At 61.2% G+C, this 17,326-nt stretch carries 17 protein-coding genes, 1 tRNA gene and 1 pseudogene; 8 read left to right on the top strand and 11 right to left on the bottom strand.

From position 1 onward, the window contains the following. The first annotated feature begins 63 nt into the window (after window positions 1–63). Window positions 64–1,896 carry a PQQ-binding-like beta-propeller repeat protein gene (locus tag ACE10Z_RS33470; protein ID WP_375784604.1) on the top strand — a complete coding sequence of 611 codons (1,833 nt, stop codon included), beginning with the start codon at window positions 64–66 and terminating at the stop codon, window positions 1,894–1,896. A gap of 551 nt (window positions 1,897–2,447) precedes the next feature. Beyond that, window positions 2,448–2,549: transfer RNA gene (locus ACE10Z_RS33475), tRNA-Arg, on the top strand. Between the two features lie 106 nt (window positions 2,550–2,655). Here ACE10Z_RS33475 and ACE10Z_RS33480 read toward each other — a convergent pair. Beyond that, complete coding sequence (locus ACE10Z_RS33480) at window positions 2,656–3,579, bottom strand: LysR substrate-binding domain-containing protein (protein WP_375784605.1); 924 nt, start codon at window positions 3,577–3,579, stop codon at window positions 2,656–2,658. 99 nt (window positions 3,580–3,678) lie between these two features. On the opposite strand from ACE10Z_RS33480, the gene ACE10Z_RS33485 reads away from it, so the two are divergent. Next, window positions 3,679–4,989 carry an NAD(P)-binding domain-containing protein gene (locus ACE10Z_RS33485; RefSeq protein ID WP_375784606.1) on the top strand — a complete coding sequence of 437 codons (1,311 nt, stop codon included), beginning with the start codon at window positions 3,679–3,681 and terminating at the stop codon, window positions 4,987–4,989. 519 nt (window positions 4,990–5,508) lie between these two features. Here ACE10Z_RS33485 and ACE10Z_RS33490 read toward each other — a convergent pair. The 4 genes from ACE10Z_RS33490 to ACE10Z_RS33505 form a co-directional block, all read right to left on the bottom strand. After that, window positions 5,509–6,243 (bottom strand): SDR family oxidoreductase, encoded by a 735-nt coding sequence (locus ACE10Z_RS33490; protein WP_375784607.1) that lies wholly within the window; start codon window positions 6,241–6,243, stop codon window positions 5,509–5,511. A 31-nt stretch (window positions 6,244–6,274) separates the two neighbouring features. Next, window positions 6,275–6,589, bottom strand: coding sequence for a putative quinol monooxygenase (locus ACE10Z_RS33495; RefSeq protein ID WP_375784608.1), 315 nt, complete (start codon window positions 6,587–6,589; stop codon window positions 6,275–6,277). Continuing rightward, on the bottom strand, window positions 6,586–7,434 hold the full coding sequence (locus tag ACE10Z_RS33500) for an oxidoreductase (protein WP_375784609.1): 849 nt from the start codon (window positions 7,432–7,434) through the stop codon (window positions 6,586–6,588). Before ACE10Z_RS33500 ends, ACE10Z_RS33495 begins: the two co-directional genes overlap by 4 nt. Before the next feature lie 139 nt (window positions 7,435–7,573). Then, entirely contained in the window at window positions 7,574–8,476 is a 903-nt protein-coding gene (locus ACE10Z_RS33505) for a LysR family transcriptional regulator (RefSeq protein ID WP_375784610.1), read from the bottom strand. Window positions 8,477–8,645: 169 nt separating this feature from the next. On the opposite strand from ACE10Z_RS33505, the gene ACE10Z_RS33510 reads away from it, so the two are divergent. Then, complete coding sequence (locus ACE10Z_RS33510; protein ID WP_375784611.1) at window positions 8,646–9,407, top strand: SDR family NAD(P)-dependent oxidoreductase; 762 nt, start codon at window positions 8,646–8,648, stop codon at window positions 9,405–9,407. 91 nt (window positions 9,408–9,498) lie between these two features. On the opposite strand, the gene ACE10Z_RS33515 is transcribed toward ACE10Z_RS33510, so the two are convergent. The 4 genes from ACE10Z_RS33515 to wrbA form a co-directional block, all read right to left on the bottom strand. Further along, the gene (locus ACE10Z_RS33515) at window positions 9,499–10,269 is read right to left on the bottom strand and encodes an SDR family NAD(P)-dependent oxidoreductase (protein ID WP_375784612.1); all 771 of its coding nucleotides are present in this window, start codon (window positions 10,267–10,269) and stop codon (window positions 9,499–9,501) included. Window positions 10,270–10,395: 126 nt separating this feature from the next. Then, entirely contained in the window at window positions 10,396–11,349 is a 954-nt protein-coding gene (locus tag ACE10Z_RS33520; RefSeq protein ID WP_375784613.1) for a zinc-binding dehydrogenase, read from the bottom strand. Window positions 11,350–11,401: 52 nt separating this feature from the next. Next, window positions 11,402–11,839, bottom strand: a complete 438-nt coding sequence (locus tag ACE10Z_RS33525) for an ester cyclase (RefSeq protein ID WP_375784614.1) — start codon at window positions 11,837–11,839, stop codon at window positions 11,402–11,404. Window positions 11,840–11,911: 72 nt separating this feature from the next. Then, a complete protein-coding gene (wrbA, locus tag ACE10Z_RS33530; RefSeq protein WP_375784615.1) occupies window positions 11,912–12,511 on the bottom strand; it encodes an NAD(P)H:quinone oxidoreductase in 600 nt (199 codons plus the stop codon). 97 nt (window positions 12,512–12,608) lie between these two features. Between wrbA and ACE10Z_RS33535 the strand changes: the two are divergent. Together ACE10Z_RS33535 and ACE10Z_RS33540 are read left to right on the top strand one after the other, a co-directional pair. Further along, window positions 12,609–13,229: pseudogene (locus ACE10Z_RS33535) on the top strand (LysR family transcriptional regulator); the annotation flags it as partial. A 316-nt stretch (window positions 13,230–13,545) separates the two neighbouring features. Then, on the top strand, window positions 13,546–13,902 hold the full coding sequence (locus tag ACE10Z_RS33540) for a hypothetical protein (protein ID WP_375784616.1): 357 nt from the start codon (window positions 13,546–13,548) through the stop codon (window positions 13,900–13,902). Between the two features lie 42 nt (window positions 13,903–13,944). On the opposite strand, the gene ACE10Z_RS33545 is transcribed toward ACE10Z_RS33540, so the two are convergent. Both ACE10Z_RS33545 and ACE10Z_RS33550 read right to left on the bottom strand, forming a co-directional pair. Then, window positions 13,945–14,643: a pirin family protein gene (locus tag ACE10Z_RS33545; protein ID WP_375789979.1), complete on the bottom strand. Its 699-nt coding sequence runs from the start codon at window positions 14,641–14,643 to the stop codon at window positions 13,945–13,947. A gap of 142 nt (window positions 14,644–14,785) precedes the next feature. After that, window positions 14,786–15,142 (bottom strand): nuclear transport factor 2 family protein, encoded by a 357-nt coding sequence (locus ACE10Z_RS33550; protein ID WP_375784617.1) that lies wholly within the window; start codon window positions 15,140–15,142, stop codon window positions 14,786–14,788. 21 nt (window positions 15,143–15,163) lie between these two features. On the opposite strand from ACE10Z_RS33550, the gene ACE10Z_RS33555 reads away from it, so the two are divergent. Next, the gene (locus tag ACE10Z_RS33555) at window positions 15,164–15,433 is read left to right on the top strand and encodes a hypothetical protein (protein ID WP_375784618.1); all 270 of its coding nucleotides are present in this window, start codon (window positions 15,164–15,166) and stop codon (window positions 15,431–15,433) included. Between the two features lie 105 nt (window positions 15,434–15,538). Then, a complete protein-coding gene (locus ACE10Z_RS33560) occupies window positions 15,539–16,078 on the top strand; it encodes a hypothetical protein (protein ID WP_375784619.1) in 540 nt (179 codons plus the stop codon). Window positions 16,079–17,326 lie beyond the last annotated feature (1,248 nt).

Here is a 17,326-nt window from a genome sequence, read left to right on the forward strand (position 1 = left end):
AAGCGGCAGGTTGTGCTACGCTTCGGTCGCTCATCTCATCAAAGCCAATGCCGGTGAACCACGATGAAACTGAGTGCCGCGATTGCCGTCGTCCTGATCTGGTCGTGCCTTCCTGCGACAGCGCAGCAAGGCGGAGCCGGCCTCTACGCGCAACGCTGCGCGCAGTGTCACGACAGCAGCAACACCGATATTCGCGCCCCGAGCCGCACCGCGCTGCAATCGAAGTCGTTCGATGAGGTTCTGGTTGCGATCACCACAGGCGCGATGTCATCCTTCGCGCAGGGGCTGAGCAATGACGAGCGGGCGGCCATCGCCTCGCTCGTCACCGGCAAGGCTGCCTCGCATGCCGCGGCCGAGAGTGCCGGCCAATGCGCGCAGAGCGAGACCGGTTTCCCGCAACCGATCGATGGGCCGCGGTGGAACGGCTGGGGCGCGGATCTCAACAACAGCCGGTTTCAGCCGGCGGCGATGGCCGGCCTCACGCCAGAGCAGGTCTCCCGGTTGCGTCTGAAATGGGCGTTCGGATTTGCTGACACATCCAACGCCAACGCTCAACCGACTGTGGTCGGTGGCTTGCTGTTCGTGGGTGGCGGCGATCGCAAGGTCCACGCGCTCGACGCCAAGAGTGGATGCACCCGCTGGGTGTTTCCGACCGAGGCGCCGGTCCGGGCGGCTATCAGCGTTGCCCCGCTGGATAATGGCCGGTCCGCCATTTTCTTTGGCGATGTGCGCGCCAACGTCTACGCCGTGAACGCTGCGACCGGCGCGCTGATCTGGAAGAGCAAGGTCGACGATCATCTGGCCGCCCGGATCACCGGTGCCGCAACCTTCCATGCCGGCGTCGTCTATGTCGGCGTCTCATCGATCGAAGAGGCCATCGGGTCCCGCCCCACCTACCAGTGCTGCACGTTTCGCGGCAGCGTCGTTGCGCTGAAGGCCGAAACCGGCGCGCAGATATGGAAGGCCTACACCATCCCTGAAGCGCCGCAGGCCACGAGGACGAACGCCATCGGGACCCAGCTGTTCGGTCCGGCCGGCGCGTCGGTCTGGTCCGCGCCGACGATCGATGTTCAGCGCCAGGCGCTCTACGTCGCGACGTCGAACAGCTATGCCGATCCGGCAACCGACACCAGCGATGCCATCCTCGCGTTCGATCTCGCGACCGGGCGAATGCTTTGGCATCAGCAGGCAACGCCGAAGGACAGCTTCGTCGTGGCGTGCTTCGGCACCGACCAGAGCAACTGTCCGCAGGACCGCGGCCCCGACCACGACTTCGGACAATCGCCCATCCTGGTGACCTTGCATGACGGACAACGCGTGCTGGTGATCGGCCAGAAATCCGGCGTGGTGCATGCACTCGATCCCGACCATGAGGGCAAGATCCTGTGGCAGACGCGGATCGGCCAGGGTGGTCCATTGGGAGGAACCGAGTGGGGCTCCGCCGCGGACCAGGACCGGATCTATGTCGCCAATTCGGACGTGCGGTTCCTGAGGGACGGCTCCAGGCGTCTCAACTCAAGCGAAGGCGGCGGCCTGTTCGCGCTGGATCTTGCGACCGGGAAAATCGCGATGCAGGTGGCGCCGGTTGCCTGCGGCGATCGCCCCCAGTGCAGTCCTGCGCTGTCCGCAGCGGTCACCCTCATTCCGGGCGTCGTCTTCTCGGGCGGCGTGAGCGGCTTCTTGCGCGCCTACGCCACCGACGATGCGCGGCTGCTTTGGGAGATCGACACCGCGCGCGACTACACCACGGTGAATGGCGTTCCGGCCCGTGGCGGCGCCATGGACGGCCCCGGCGCAGTCGTCGTCGACGGCATGCTGTATGTCAATTCCGGCTACGCGCAATGGGGCGGCCTGCCCGGCAACGTGCTGCTGGCCTTCGAGGTCGGTAACCCCTGACAAGCGCAATGTCAGCAGTTGCGACGGCAAGTTGAGCACCACTCGCCACAGGCTATTCGTGCTTTGATGTCGACCAGGATCGTCTGATAGATCCGATGGGGGCCTTCGGGTGCTTGGTGACGTGCTACGCAACATCACGTCAGGGGCCGTTTCCCTCGCGGCCAGCAATCGTCACGCGTCAGGTTCCGAGCGGTGTCGAATCGAGTCGACGGACATGGCCGCCGCGCCCGAAATCGATACGCATTTCGTTGCGCACAAAAACACAGAAAACAGCGTGAACAGCGTGCCGATCTATAAGTGCTTGGAAAGATGGTCGGAGTGGCAGGATTCGAACCTGCGACCCCTGCGTCCCGAACGTAAGCCAACAAAAACAACGAAGACCGATCCTAGTTGACCACCTTTATCGCCGTTTGTTCACGGGGTTTCGGTGGTCAATCGGTGGTTGGCTAGGTAAGCAGATGCATAAGGAGGCGGCCTGCCGAAAACCGCCGCTTGTACGAAATCCAAGGCTTTCCCCAAACCGTCGGCTGGCGAGGTTCAGATTGCCGGCCGCGATGGATCGTGGAACTCAGTCCCAGTTTGTATGTGGACGCAGATCGACCCATGCCCTCCGAAGGCAAAGGTCACACGTTCGAATCGTGTCGGGCGCGCCATTCTACGCCAGAGCACGCGATGACGATCTGGAGCAGCCCTTTGCCCGATCTTGTGTGCCGATGCGCGTAGTGACGTCGTGACCCACCGACCCGTCACCGACTTGAATTAGCGCGAACGCTTGGAACTGCCGCGCTTGCGTTCCGATGCATCTTTAAGTCCCGGAGCGACGGTTGTCTCTGCGACTTCCAGAAAGGCGTGAACCAGTCCAGCACGCAGCGACGCTCTGGTCCAAAGCAGGCCTATGTACCGGGTGAACGAGTTGTCGGGAACAGGCAATTTCCGCAGCGACAAACCTTCCGGCCAAGGCGGGGACCAATCGGGTACGAGCGACACTCCCAAGCCCCGATCGACCATGATGGCGATCGCCTCGAGTCCATCGAGTTCAAATCGCTCCTTGGGCCGAAGGTGGGCGTGACGGAGATAGCCGTCAACAAGGCGCCCAGCCCAGCCCGTGCGGTCCAGTCGAATGAAGGGCTCCGAGGTCAGGGCAACATGAGGATCGCGGACCGATGCCGATGCGGAGGTTAATACAATTAAAGGCTCTTTCCGCAACACGCGCCAATCGCAAGTCTTTGGGATTGGAAACGGTGGCTTGACGATTATCGCCGCGTCCAGCTCACCGCTCAACACCTTGGTGTAAAGCGGCGCCGGCATGTCACCCACAATATGAATTTCGATTTGCGGATACTTCTTCGCCATCCCGGACAGGATGTTTGGTAACAACCCCGCCTTCGCGCTCTGTACTGCGCCCAGCCGCAGTTCTCCCGAGGGCGTATCGTTGGCCGCGATCGATTTGAGATCGCGTACATGTCCCAGAAAATCCCGTGCGTGAACGAGGATCGCCGCTCCCGATTGTGTTGGCCGCACGGTTCGACCGGAGCGGAACAGAAGGCGGACCCCGATCTCATTTTCAAGAGCACGGATCCGCTGGGCGACCGCGGCCGACGTCAAGTTAAGCCGACGCGCAGCCTCGGCGAGCGAGCCTTGCTCGACCACAGCAACGAAGCTTTCGAGAAAGCGTGTATCCATGGCAAACAAAAACTATCGTCTGAAGCAACTATTATCAATATTCTATTTTGCATTAGACGGCGCATCATGGGCCCACATCCGCGCCATGAGGGCCGCCACATGATCAAGGAGCAGATTGAAACCATTGTCATCGGCGGAGGCCAGGCCGGCTTGGCCATGAGCTATCACCTTCGCCAGCTCGGACGCGAACATCTTGTTCTCGAACGGCGGCGTATCGCGGAGCGGTGGCGCAGCGAGCGCTGGGACTCCCTGATGTTTCAGAGCCCCAACTGGAACATCCGCCTGCCGGGACTCGCCTTTCAAACCAACGACCGCGATGCGTTCGCGTCCCGCGACGATATCGTGGGCTTCCTCGATCACTATGCGGCCGTCATTCGTGCGCCGGTGCGCACCGGAATATCCGCCACCAGCCTTCGCCGGAAGGCGGGATCGACGCGTCTGATCGTCGAGACACCGGCCGGGCTCATCGAAGCGAAAGACGTGGTCATAGCGACGGGACCCTATCATGCGCCGGTGGACCCTCTGCCGATCGCCGGCACCACGCTGCAACTACACTCCAGCCGCTATCGCAACCCGGGGGCACTTCCTCCGGGCGCGGTGCTGGTAATCGGATCGGGCAATTCGGGCTGTCAAATCGCAGAGGAGCTCTGCCACGCCGGCCGCCAGGTATATTTGTCGGTGAGCCGTCATCGACGCGCGCCGCGCCGTTATCGCGGACGGGACCTTATCTGGTGGCAACAGGCATTGGGTGAGGCCGACGCGACCGTCGAACGGCGCCCAGATCAACCAACCTCAAGACTGTTGACGGGCGTTGGCGGCGGACACGACGTGGACTTGCGCCAGCTCGCTGCGGATGGCGTGGTCCTGCTTGGCCGCGTGATCGGCGGCAATGACAACGAACTAGCCATAGCGGCTGATCTGCGAAGAAATCTGGAGAGCGGCGACGCGTCATGGGCTGATTTCCTGCAGCAGGCCGATGAATACGCCGCCCGCAACCGTCTCGAACTATCTCCCTCGGACGAGCGCCCCCGGGTCCTGCCCGACCCGAAAGAAGTGGCCAATCCCGTCCTCTCTCTCGAGACCCGCGCGGCTGAAATCTCCACCATCATTTGGGCCAACGGGTTTCGGTACGACTTCGATTGGATTGATCTTCCGATCTTTGACAACGAGACAGGGGCCGCGCGACTACCCATGCACAAGCGCGGAATCACGAGCTTGCCTGGCGTATATTTCCTGGGGCTGCCGTGGCTCCATAAGTACAAATCCGCGCATTTGCACGGAGTCGGCGAAGACGCGGAATATCTTGCCGAGCAGATGAAAAGCAGATCAGGTTCGCTCAGTCAGGCATTTCCGAGCCTGGCCCATCACGACAATCCGGGATTGATCGAGAGGGCCGCTATCGAAGGATAGCCAGACCACACCGCAAATCGGGAGAACAGCCGTCTGTGAAGCATAGCGCGGGATCGCAGGGCGTCGCAGATTGGCCGATTGGAGCGTTTAGTCGGCCGCAGCCTCATAGCGCCACGGCGAAGCAATAGTGCCCATCTTCATCGGCCGCGGCGCGCCAGTTTTTCCTTGTTTTGCAGCGCGATATGCGCGATCCGATAAAGACTTCCGCGCCCGCGCATTCGCACGAGTCAGCAATCCGAAGAAATTCGACGCTAAAGGCAAGGGTTACGCGTTCGGATCGAGTCGGGGCTCCGCATCGCATGGTGGCTTTAGATTCTCTCGGCCCCCTCATCCGGCTGCGGCGGCGGTCATCAGCGCCAGGATCAACGGAAACACGATCCGCGGAACCGCCAGCAGCAAACGTCGGCCGCTGACTTTGATCCCGCTCTGCTCGCGAAGCGTCGTTCCCTCCGGGTTCTCACCCGGAGGTTCAGCGCATCTGTCATGGACGTACGATGTCATCGCTCAAACTTCCCGATATCAGAAGGGACTCGCCGTCGGACGAACGACCAATTCGGTGACGTCAACATCATTGGGCTGCTCGATGGCGTAGGCGACGGCGCGGGCGATGGCATCCGCCGGAATTGCGATCTTGCGAAACGTCTTCATTTCGTTGCGGCCCACTTCGTCGGAGATACTTTCGGCGAGCTCGGACTCGGTGACACCCGGACACACGACCGTCACACGGATCTTGTCGGTTTCTTGCCGTAGCCCATCCGAAATGGCTCGGACCGCAAATTTGGTCGCGCAATAGACCGCCGCTGTCGGCGTCACGCGGAGGCCGCCGATCGACGAGATGTTGATGATCTGCCCAAACCCCTGGGCTTGCATCCCCGGCAGGACGGCAGCGATGCCGTGCAGGACGCCGCGAATGTTGACGTCGATCATCCGGTCCCACTCGTCGACCTTGAGCGAAGCGAGCGGCGAGAGCGGCATGACGCCGGCGTTGTTTACCATCACGTCGACACGCCCGAACTGCTCCTTGGCGTAATCGACGAAGGCTTGCGTGTCCTGGCGGCTGACGACGTCGAGGGCACGCATCCGAACGGATCCGCCGGCGGCGGCGATGGTCTCGGCCAGCGCCTTGAGACGATCCGTCCGGCGGGCGCCGATCACCACATGGGCGCCGTTCGCAGCGAGCAGCGTCGCCGTCGCCTCGCCGATGCCGCTCGAGGCACCCGTGATGGCGACAACTTTTCCTTCGATGTTGGACATGACTAGGTTCTCATTCTTCCTTGCTTGATGGTTACGCGTCTTGCGATGCCGGCAGCGAGACCATCGAAAAGCGCCGCAGATCGAGTTCGCCTTCGACGAGGGTCGGAATCAGCGCGATGAATGCCTGCATATGCGGGAGCGTGAAGTGCGTCGTGAGGTCGTCGGCAGAGCGCCAGTTCTCGTACACGCACCAGATGTCCGGGTCGGTATCGGAACGATGGAGGTCATAGTTGATGCAGCCGGCCTCCTGGCGAGATGGCGCGACCAGCGCCAGCAACTGGCGGCCCAGCTCTTCGGATTGGCCGGCTTTCGCGCGAATGAAGGCAATATTTGTCACTTTGGTCATCGGGTGGCTCCAGTTTGGGTGGTGAAATCGGTACTAAGCGTGAGGCTTTCCCAGCGAATGAGGTCTTCCTCGAAGCGGTCGAGACGTCCCCTGGCGCGATCAAGCGCATCGCTGCCAAGCACGAGGTTCAGCGGCGGCTCGTCGGACTCGACGGCCTCCATGAGTGCAGTGGCGCCGCGATCGGGGTCGCCGAGCTGCCGCCCATCCTTGGTCAGGAGTCCATCGACGGCGCGCCCGCTCGTGCCGGCGTAGTCGTCGATGCTGCGGGATGTGCGAAGCACGGAACGGTTCGACAGAAACTCGGTCCGGAACGCTCCGGGATTGACCACGGTCACCCAGATGCCGAACGGCGCGACTTCCTGCGCCAAACTGTATGACATGCCGTCCAGAGCTGATTTCGTGGCGGCGTAGAGGCCGGCTCCGGGCGTGGGCGCGACGCCGGCGATCGAGGAGATGTTGACGATGTGCCCGCACCGCTGCGCGCGCAGCCGCGGCAGCGCCGCGCGAATGAGCGCGAGAGGGCCGAAGAAATTGACCGCGAAGACCCGATCCACTTCGGCCGGCGTCGAGGCTTCGATGGACCCGAGCAGGCCGTATCCGGCGTTGTTGACGATCACGTCGAGCCGACCATGACGAGCAAATGCCCCGGCCGCGGTATGCGCGATCTGATCGCGGTCGGTCATCTCCAACGGCAGAATGGTGAGCTCGTCGGCGGCGAGGCCAGTGGGCTGTTCCCCGCGTCGGGTGGTACCAATCACCAGGTCGCCCCGGGCGAGGGCGGCCTTGGCGAGCGCGCGGCCGAGCCCCCGCCCGATACCGGTGATGAGCCAGACTTTCTGAGCCATGGGAATTTCCCTTTTCAGCTGCGAACGGCCGACTTGCCGGTCGGTGCTGAGGGGAAACTAGTCGGGTGCAATCGATCCGATAATCGCAGGAATTCCGGACGGGCCTTTCAGCTCAGCCGCATAATCAGCCGAGCCAGCATCAGCGCCCCGCTGCGTTGGCCTTGACGAAGTCGATGAAGGCACGAAGAGCGGGCGCCATCTGACGCTGCTGCGGGTAGCAGACGTAGAATCCCGGAAAAGGGGCGGAGTAGCCCTCGAGCAGCGCGACGAGCTTGCCCTGCTCAATCAGGGGCTTGAGCTCCTGCTCGATCCAGAAGGCAATTCCCATCCCCTGAACCGCCGCGTCAATGGTCATGGTCTGTTCGCTAAGGATGAGTGGACCGTCAACCTCGACCTCGAACCACGCATCGTCCTTGAAGAACTCCCAATTGTAGGGGGTCATCCGACCCGACCAGCGCCAGCGTATGCATTGGTGGGAATGTAGATCCTTCGGCGTTTCGGGGCGACCGTGGCGGGCGATGTATTCAGGTGATGCGACGGCAATCTGTCGCATGTCGCCGCCGAGCTTCACGCCGACCATATCCTTTTCCAGAACCTCGCCGAGGGTAAATCCAACGTCGAAGCCGCCCGCAACCAGGTCGACGATAGCGTCGTCCACCAGGATATCGAGTTTGATGTCGGGATAGGCCGTGTGGAAAGCGGAAAGGATCGGCGCAACGTAGATCCGGAACGCGTGCCGCAAGCAACGGACGCGCACGATCCCGGCGGGCCGATCCCGGAAATGCCCCACATCGGAAAGCGCCGCGTCGAGTTCGGCAAGAGCAGGCCTGATACGCAGCAACAGCCGCTCCCCAGCTTCGGTCAGTGAGACGCTGCGGGTCGTGCGATGGATCAGACGAACGCCCAGCCGCTCTTCGAAGGTCCGGATGATCTGGCTGAGCGAGGACGGGGAGAGTCCCAACTGTTCGGCAGCTTTGGAGAAGTTCCCCTGCTCGGCGACGGCAACGAAGGCACGAAGGTCGGTGTTTCCGGTAGCCCGCATTCGAAAATCCAAGGGAACTGAATCGTTTATGTATCTGAACCTAAACAACCCATGCGGTCCAGAACGGATTATCTCTCGGCTGTTCACCTCCTAGCTTCCGATCATTCGGCGCCGAAGCACTTGTCGCTATGTCAAGCGTGCCGAAAAACCGCAAGTCCAGGAGACTATTATGACTGCCATCTCAACGGCCACAAATGAAGTCGAAGGCAAGGTCGCCATCGTGACTGGAGCCGCCAGCGGCATCGGCCGCTCGATCGCAGAATTGCTGCATGCCCGCGGAGCCAAGGTGATCGCCGAGGACATCAACCCCGACGTCGAGCGTCTGAGGCAACCCGGCCTTGTGCCGCTCGTGGCGGATGTTTCGCGGGAGGATGCCGCCAGCAAGGCCGTCGCGCTGGCCATCCAGCACTTCGGCAAGCTCGACATTCTCGTGAACAACGCCGCACGGATCATGAGCAAGCTCGTGGTCGACATGACGCTCGAGGATTGGAATGCAATCATGTCGGTGAATGTCACCGGCGCCTTCCTGCACTCGCGCGAGGCCATGAAGGCGATGATCCCCAACAAGAGCGGCGCGATCGTCAACATTGCCTCCTATGCCGCTTATTTCGCCTTCCCGCAGATCTCGGCCTACACCTCGTCCAAGGGGGCACTGGTGCAGCTGACGCGGACGCTGGCACTCGAAGCCATCGAACACGGCATTCGCGTCAACGCCGTCGGCTCGGGCGATGTGGTGACGAACATCTGGGCCGACAAAATGGAGAACGGACAGGGCTTCCTGGCCGATCACGGCGGCAAGGCCCCGATCGGGCGCGCCGCCGAGGCAAGCGAAATCGCCGAGGTCGTGGCCTTCCTGGCCTCCGACAGAGCGAGCTTCCTGGTCGGTTCAGTGGTCATGGCCGATGGCGGCATGAGCGTGAAGATCGGCTAGTCCGGCTATCGGGTGGGGCCACGCGCTCCACCCGATACCGTCCAGGCATTGCCAACGTCCTGGTTTCCAATCGATTCGGTTTGCGCCGCGGCTAGATCACCGACAGCAGTCCACCATCGACAAGCAACGCAGTACCGGTCACGTAGCTCGACAGATCAGAGCCAAGATAGGCAACGGTATCGGCGACTTCCGACGGCTTGCCGAGACGGCGAAGCGGCGTACGTCGGCGAAAACCTTCAGACGCTTCTGCGATATCCGGTGTCGTCCGGAGCAGGTGTGTATCGATTGTCCCGGGAGCCACGGCGTTCACGCGAATCCCGTCCGGCCCGAGAGCATCGGCTAATGCTTTCGCCATCAGCACGACACCGCCTTTGCTGGTCGAATATGCGACAGTGATTCCCGCACCGGCAATTCCACCCATGCTCGCCATCAGCACGATGCTGCCGGCCTTCTTGAGCGCTTTCATCTGCCGGGCCGCGGCTTGTGCGCCAAACAGAACCCCGTCGAGATTGACGGACATGAGCCGTCGATAATCTTCCTCCGGAACGTTCGCGCCATCCGATCGCAATGTGATACCTGCGTTAGCGACGAACACGTCGACGCCGCCGAACTCACCCGCCGCATCCACGAGCGCATCGTTTTCAGACTGTTTGCTGACGTCGGTGCGATGAAACCGGGCAGCTACGCCGAGTTTTTCGATTTCCGCCACCGTCGGTTCACCTCCTTCTCGCGGCGCTTCGATCACATCGGAAACGATAACAGCCCTTGCTCCGTGTTGCGCTGCGCCGATCGCGATGGCGCGTCCGATCCCGCTCGAGGCGCCGGTAACGACGACGACCTTGCCCCTCAGAATGTCGCTCACTGTCTCTCCTCAATAGGCTCCGGATGATTCCGTGGGCCTTCGAATACCCAGCTAAGTTCGGATACACTCGTGGCTCAGCCGGATGGAACGCCGCTCTCCTTTTGACCGAGGCCGCATCGTGCAGCCTCAGGGCACGAGAATGGGATTCGTGCCGATCTTGCGTGCGATGTAGTCCGCATGCGCTTGTGCCGCATCAGCGAGGCGGTAGCGCTGAAGTTCTATCTCGCCGAAGATACCGTCTCTCCACTGATCGAAGACCGCAGTCGCCGCCTGGGCGAGCATGGCGCCTGTCACGGTCGCGGCCGCGCTGGCGTGGCTGACTTTCAGGCCGCGCGCGGCGAGTACTTTCTGATCGATCTCGGGCGAGCCCGAGGCGGCGCCAATGGTGAAGATCGCCCCGCGATCTTGCACGTTTTGAACAGAGGCCGCAAAGGTTGCCTTTCCGACGAACTCGTAGACGACATCTACGCCCTGTGGGACGACGGCGCGTATCCGGTCAGCAAGGTTGGCCTCGTCGGAAGCAAGAACGTGATCCGCATCAGCCGAAATGCGCGCAAGTTTGGACCGTGAGCCCACTGCAACCACCGTTGCGCCCAGAGCCTTCGCCCAGCGTGTGACCAACGTACCGACGCCGCCCGTCGCCCCCTGAACCAGAACCCTGTCGCCGGCTTTGACCTCGTGCAGCTTCTTGACTGCCAGCCATGCCGTCACGCCTTTGGTCATCAGTCCGGCCGCAATCTCGGAAGGCACGTCGGCTGGCAAATGCACAAGGGGAGCGATGTCGATGAGCCGCTCGGCCGCATAGGCGCCGGGTGCGAAGAAATAGGCGACACGATCGCCGACCGCAAAGCCGTCAGTCTCTGGACCGACTTCGGTGATCACGCCGGCGGCCTCGACACCGGTCACAAACGGAAGATCGGTGCTGAACGCTCCTGAGCGGAACATCGTGTCGATGAAGTTTACACCGATCGCTTCCTGGCGGAGCTTGACCTGACCGCGACCGGGGACGCCAACAACATCTTCCTCGGAAACAAGGACCGATGGATCGCCGGTGCGCCGCATGCGGATGACGACAGACATGATATTTCTCCTGATGATCTCGATGGCTTGACGAGCGAAGTGACCCTCAACCTCAGGCCTGCGGCAGAGGCGCGATCGCACCCACCTGCTGCATGGCCGAATAGAGATTCGCTACGCCCCAGTGCTCGGTGATCTTGCCGTTGACGACGCGCATTGCATCGACGGTCTCGAAGCTGATCTTGGTGCCCGTGCCGGGGACGCCGAGAAAATTTCCCCGATGTGTGCCATGATAGGTCTTGAAGGTGGTGACCACGTCGCCATCGACGCGCTGCCAATGAATCTCCGGCGTGAAATCCGGAAAGGCTTCGCGCAACCGCTTGTAGAGGACGAGCACGCCCGCCTTGTCGCGGGTGCCACCTGGCTGCGGCGTGTGATCGAAGAAGTCGTCGGCAAAAAGCTCGTTGAACAAGGTCCAGTTTCCTTTACCCTGCACCTCTTCGGTGTTGCGGCGAACCACGGCCTTTGCCGCTTCACCGGTGACGTTGGTCATGATGATCTCCTGTCAGCCTGAATTTCGCTTTGCGTATGCGCTCTGGTCGCGCGCCGCAGTGATTGTTGTCGATCAGCCGAACAGCTTGGCTGCGGTCCTGGCGACCAGTTCGCCCTGATGGCGTGCACCGGCCAGATCGGTCTCGGTCGGCTGCCGCGAACCGTCACCGCCGGCAATCGTGGTGGCACCGTAGGGCGCACCGCCGACGATCTCGTCGACCCTCATCTGCCCTTGATGGCTGTAGGGAAGTCCCACGATCGTCATGCCGAAGTGCAGCAGATTGGTGAGGATCGAGAACAGCGTCGTTTCCTGGCCGCCGTGTTGCGTGGCGCTCGAAGCGAAGGCGGCGCCGACCTTGCCGTGCAGCGCACCCTTCGCCCACAGGCCGCCGGCCTGATCGAGGAAGGCCGCCATCTGAGACGACATCCGCCCAAAGCGCGTGCCGGTCCCGACGATGATCGCATCGTAGTTTTCCAGATCGGCCACGGTTGCGATCGGCGCAACCTGATCGAGCTTGAAATGCGCGCCCTTGGCAATCGCTTCCGGAACAGTCTCCGGTACGCGCTTGACGTCGGCCTGGGCGCCGGCGTTGCGCGCGCCTTCCGCGACGGCTTCGGCCATTTTTTCGATATGGCCGTAGGACGAGTAATAGAGAACGAGAACTTTTGTCATCGGGATGCTCCTGAATTTTGAGACACCCCGATCTAAAGCGATTTTCCTTATCGAGATAACTGGTATAATCTGGATCGAAATGTTCGAGAAAGTCGATATGAACACCGACCCCGGCACGCCGACCCTTGATCAGCTGAAGGTGTTTCTGACCGTCGTCGATGTCGGGAGCTTTGCGGGAGCAGCCCGCAAGCTAAACCGCGCGACGTCCGTGATCAGCTATTCGATCGCCAATCTTGAAGCACAACTCGGCATCACCTTGTTCGATCGCGAGTCGACCGGAAAACCCCAACTGACCGAACCGGGCCGCACCGTGCTCGCCGAGGCTCGGACGATATCCAATGGCATCGACGAGCTTCGCGCGAAGGTGAAGGGCCTCCTCCAGGGACTTGAGCCCGAGGTGCACCTCGCGCTCGATGTCATGCTGCCGACGGCGCGCATTGTCGATGCATTGAAGGCGTTCCGCACGGAGTTTCCGACGGTTCAACTGCACCTGCATATGGAAGCGCTGGGCGCGGTAACCCAACTGGTCCTCGATCGGACCGCGACGGTTGGCATCAACGGACCGCTTCCCGGCGACGCCGCCGTGGCGAGCATCGAACGTATCGGCGTCGGCAATGTCCTTCTGATTCCCGTCGCGTCTCCCGGTCACCCGCGCGTACGCGCCGACAAGAAGAAACCCGGTTTGTCGCGCGATCACGTCCAGCTGGTGTTGACGGATTTGCCCTTCCGTGCCGCAGCATGACTCGCGATCCTGCCGAGGTTGGAGCGAGGGTCGAATCCTTTCGTCCTCGCCGTTCAGAATAAAAAAGCTATTCTGCGCTACTGACGAGCAAGTCGAGGAGCTGAAGAGCCGCCTTCGGGTCCAATGATTGGACGATCTCTTCCCAGTAGTGACGGGCACATCGCGGGTGACCGCAAGGAGGATCAAGACAATAGCAGAACCGGGTAATACTCATGCTCGGCTCGCGCGCTAGACAGGTCTGGACAGGCAAGGATGGAGCAGCCCTCGGCTGGTCACTCGCGGAACAATGACAATGAAACTGTTGATCTCGGCGACAATCGCGGGCTGCCTCGCCGCCCTCGCCTCCTCAGCGCAGGCCCGATCGCCGTTTGACGGCTCTTGGGACCTTCTTTTCGTGACGCAACGAGGCGCGTGCGATGCGACATACGATTTTTCCGTCAACATCAATGATGGAATAGTGACGCACCCGAACCTGGTAAGATTTCGGGGCTGTGTCGCGCGCTCGGCAGCGGTGCGCGCGTCGGTAACCGTCCATGACAAGTACGCTGCCGGTTCGGGCAGGCTGTCGATCAATTCGGGACGTGGGACCTGGCGTGGCCACTCGGGCAGTGACCGCTGCTCGGGATACTGGACTGCGCAGCGCAACTAACTCTGATCCAGTTGTCCACGCCTCAAGGGTGCTGTGGCTACCTCAGGCGGCTTCCACAAGGACAATTTCAGCGTCTTCTTCCGCCGTGATAGTCAGTTCGGGTTCATCGATGACGGCGATGCCGTCGCCGACTGCAACCCTCTGCCCGTTGACCCGGACCGCTCCTCGGGCGGGTACCAGGTAGGCGTGCTTGAAACCTTCAGGCGCATGCGTGAGCGTGGTGCCGGCCAGAAGCGTTGCGCCGAGGACCCTCGCATCGGCTCCGATTGGCAGCGCGTCAGCGCTCCGGGGAGCACCACTTGCGAGTTCGATCAAGCGTCCGGCACGATCGACCTTGGGAAACTTGCGGCTGTCCCAGCGCGGCTTACCTCCCTGCTCGCGAGGAAGCAGCCAGATCTGGAACAGCTTGAGCGGGTCTCTGTCGCGGTTCTGCTCGGAGTGGCTGATCCCGGTTCCGGCGCTCATCACCTGAACATCGCCCGCGACGGTCCGGCCGATGTTACCCACGCTGTCCTCGTGCGTCACGGCCCCCTCGCGGACATAGGTGATGATCTCCATGTTGGCGTGGGAATGACGGCCGAAGCCGGTACCCGGCGCGATCTCATCGTCGTTCCAGACAACCAGAGGGCCGAGGCGGCTATTGGCTGGATTGCCGTCAGTCGAAACGATGAAGTGGTGGCGTGCCTTGAGCCAGCCACGGTTACCCTGATCGAGCGTTTCCTTGGACCGAAGTTGCAGCATGTTCATTCCCGCGATTTTGAAGAGAAGGTCGCTCTCTTGCGTCGGGTCTGGTTATGGCGCTGCCACGATTGGATGATTAGCCGGCAATTCCGCAACGCGTCGTTCTACCTCGTGAACAACCACAAGTCAGCCGGCGCACTGGCTAGCCTTCGCCCAGCGGGCGATGGTCGATCCAGTCCACCATCAACTTGCGCTGCTGAAAGTACCAGCGCTGATCCCGCTTCACGAAATCGTCGAGGTAGCGAATAGAAGCGATCATCAGGCTACGGCGCTCCCCCTCAGCCTTTACGTGATGGGCGAGGCAATAGGAGACCCCCGTGGCTGAATCGCCTTTCAGGACAATCGTGCTCTGTCCATTAAAGTGCGTTGTCGCCTGGTAAGTACTAAGATTTTCAAACACAGGACGCAGTCCCTCGCGCCCGCGGATCGCCTGCGTGGGTTCGGGGTGACGGCTGTCCATATAGACCAGGAAGGTGGTGTCTTCTGTGAAGAGCGACATCACGGCCGGCTGTCGACGGAGGTGTTTTCCGACTATGTGCCGGGGCCCAAGGTCGTCAAGGCATTCAACCATCTGCCCGCGTCGCTCTTGGCCGAGGATCCCCGCACCGCTGGCGGCCGGCGTGTTCTGTTCTTCGCGGGCTCGGACGTGCCCGCTAAGGCCAAGGTCGCCGAGCTAATCGACCGGTTGGGCTTCTTTGGCGTCGACCTTGGCCTGTTGAAGGAAGGTGGTCGGGCAATCAACATCCCGGGCGGGACTTTGCCGATCTTGAACCTGGTCCGCCTTGACTGACCTGTATTCGCGATGGCCAGGCATGACATCCTCAAAACGAACTAGATGAGGAACGCTACGCCGTCTTGGCGGAAAGAGTTGCGTGAGGCTTGAACCCGAAGCGCCTTGGCGGTCGGCGCCCATGAAAATGAGCGCGCCGTCCAGGAAGTCGGTGTTGGGGGACAAGCAATTCGTGATGGGGGAGAACTTTCCGTGATCGATCATATTCTTAGATTTATGACTCTTGGGACCGTTATCATTGGATGCATCGCCATCTTGACGGCGCTGTACACCAACAATCGGCGTCTGGGAGCTGATATCTTCCTTAAATATTCAGACCGAATTTCCGACCTGCGGCGTCGCCTGCCAATGACTGCCCTTGTGGAAGGGGTTGTTTACAGCAATACGGCAATGGCTCCTGAAGAACGCCGCGTGATGCACGAGATCATCTACTCGATCTTTGAGCTGTTCGAGTTGAGAGTGCACGGCTTCCTTCCGCCGGCAATCTGGAAGATTAGAGAGTCCGACGTGGAGGCGCTGCTCATCCTGCCAGCCTTCCGACAGGAACTGGAGGCCTTGCAAGGTACGTTTGCAAGACATCCACGCTTCGTGGCATGGATCGAGCGAGTCATGCGCAGCAAGGAAGCGGTTCGAACGCGAAGCTGACCGGCGCGTGCACCCATTGCCGCGCGGCCGAGGCGGCCTCATCTCGAATCGGTCGGAAAATCTCTGTTAGCGGGCGCATACTTACTTTCCGGAGAGATCTATATGAGCTTCCCACACTGCGCTTGCCAAGACTTGAGATGAATTGGTCGCGCATTCCTTCAGGACCGCGGCGATCACCTCCCTCTCATTGGATGTGGCCTGAACTTGCTCACTTGCCGCAGCGACATAATTGAGTCCGGACCAGAATCCAAAGATCCAGACAGTCCCTTCCGCCCGAGAAGCAGCTGTTGAGCGCCAATGAGCGCAAGTCAGCGCGCCGACGCCATTCAACTGAACTGCAACTTTGGCTTCTTCGGCATCAGCATGCGAAGACAACAAGCTCAGTGCCAGAACGCAGAACCCAATCCGTCGCAACATCGGACATCCCCGTAAGTTTGGTACTGCGCGATCTTGGTTGTGTGGCGCAGTTCCAGATCGATGGCTGATTACCCCCACCTGGACGATCTCGTTCGTCACCTAAAGTCGACCTCGGGGAACTGCAAGCCTTTCCACGCGTGACGATTCGAAATCCCCTTGCGCGATGTTGATCTCGGCATCGTTCGGCTATCGGCTCGTTCAGACCGACAACAATCCCATCCGACTTGCCATGTTGAGAGCTGGCTCGGATTGTGACGTGCGGCCACACGAACCGATCGATGTCCTCTCGGCGATCTGCGCGCGACACGCCGTAATAGGCGCTGAGTATTGATCGGCCGCGCATCGGCCTTTGGTTTGGCCGGAGTGCTCACAACCGCTTGATGACTCGTTTCATCGGGAAGCTCGATGGAGGGGCGGACTGGCTCTGCCTCGACCGTCGGCGGCCGGACGGCCGGCTGATCGACGTCCAGACAACCTTGTCTGGCCATTTTCGCGTGGATCTAACTCGAATGATCGGTCCATCAGAGAAATTCGTCTGATCAGGAGACCTCGCCGGATTTTCCGGCAACAGCCAGCCAACCATCAGGAGGAGGACGGTAAGCCCCCCTCCAACAACGACGAAATACGCCGCTAGTGGCAAAGTTGACGGCTCCTGTGGCTTAAGCAGTTTTCGCCTGCCCATGGAAGCGACGCTTGATCACCATTCAACAATCGGCTCACCTATCCAGTTGTCTCTTGATCGGGGTTGTTGTCGCGCGACGCGCGAAGATCAACCTGCAATCATCGCTGAGATCCGGCATTCTTTGTCTGAGACAGCCTTCAACCTTGATG

The organism is Bradyrhizobium sp. Pha-3 (assembly GCF_042258615.1).
Taxonomy (GTDB): domain Bacteria; phylum Pseudomonadota; class Alphaproteobacteria; order Rhizobiales; family Xanthobacteraceae; genus Bradyrhizobium.

Coding starts and splice junctions, on each gene's coding strand:
- ACE10Z_RS33545 (WP_375789979.1), bottom strand. CDS start 14,643: ATGCTGCAACTTCGGTCCAAGGAAACGCTCGATCAGGGTAACCGTGGC.
- ACE10Z_RS33495 (WP_375784608.1), bottom strand. CDS start 6,589: ATGACCAAAGTGACAAATATTGCCTTCATTCGCGCGAAAGCCGGCCAA.
- ACE10Z_RS33540 (WP_375784616.1), top strand. CDS start 13,546: ATGAAACTGTTGATCTCGGCGACAATCGCGGGCTGCCTCGCCGCCCTC.
- ACE10Z_RS33500 (WP_375784609.1), bottom strand. CDS start 7,434: ATGGCTCAGAAAGTCTGGCTCATCACCGGTATCGGGCGGGGGCTCGGC.
- wrbA (WP_375784615.1), bottom strand. CDS start 12,511: ATGACAAAAGTTCTCGTTCTCTATTACTCGTCCTACGGCCATATCGAA.
- ACE10Z_RS33525 (WP_375784614.1), bottom strand. CDS start 11,839: ATGACCAACGTCACCGGTGAAGCGGCAAAGGCCGTGGTTCGCCGCAAC.
- ACE10Z_RS33505 (WP_375784610.1), bottom strand. CDS start 8,476: ATGCGGGCTACCGGAAACACCGACCTTCGTGCCTTCGTTGCCGTCGCC.
- ACE10Z_RS33520 (WP_375784613.1), bottom strand. CDS start 11,349: ATGTCTGTCGTCATCCGCATGCGGCGCACCGGCGATCCATCGGTCCTT.
- ACE10Z_RS33550 (WP_375784617.1), bottom strand. CDS start 15,142: ATGTCGCTCTTCACAGAAGACACCACCTTCCTGGTCTATATGGACAGC.
- ACE10Z_RS33480 (WP_375784605.1), bottom strand. CDS start 3,579: ATGGATACACGCTTTCTCGAAAGCTTCGTTGCTGTGGTCGAGCAAGGC.
- ACE10Z_RS33510 (WP_375784611.1), top strand. CDS start 8,646: ATGACTGCCATCTCAACGGCCACAAATGAAGTCGAAGGCAAGGTCGCC.
- ACE10Z_RS33485 (WP_375784606.1), top strand. CDS start 3,679: ATGATCAAGGAGCAGATTGAAACCATTGTCATCGGCGGAGGCCAGGCC.
- ACE10Z_RS33470 (WP_375784604.1), top strand. CDS start 64: ATGAAACTGAGTGCCGCGATTGCCGTCGTCCTGATCTGGTCGTGCCTT.
- ACE10Z_RS33490 (WP_375784607.1), bottom strand. CDS start 6,243: ATGTCCAACATCGAAGGAAAAGTTGTCGCCATCACGGGTGCCTCGAGC.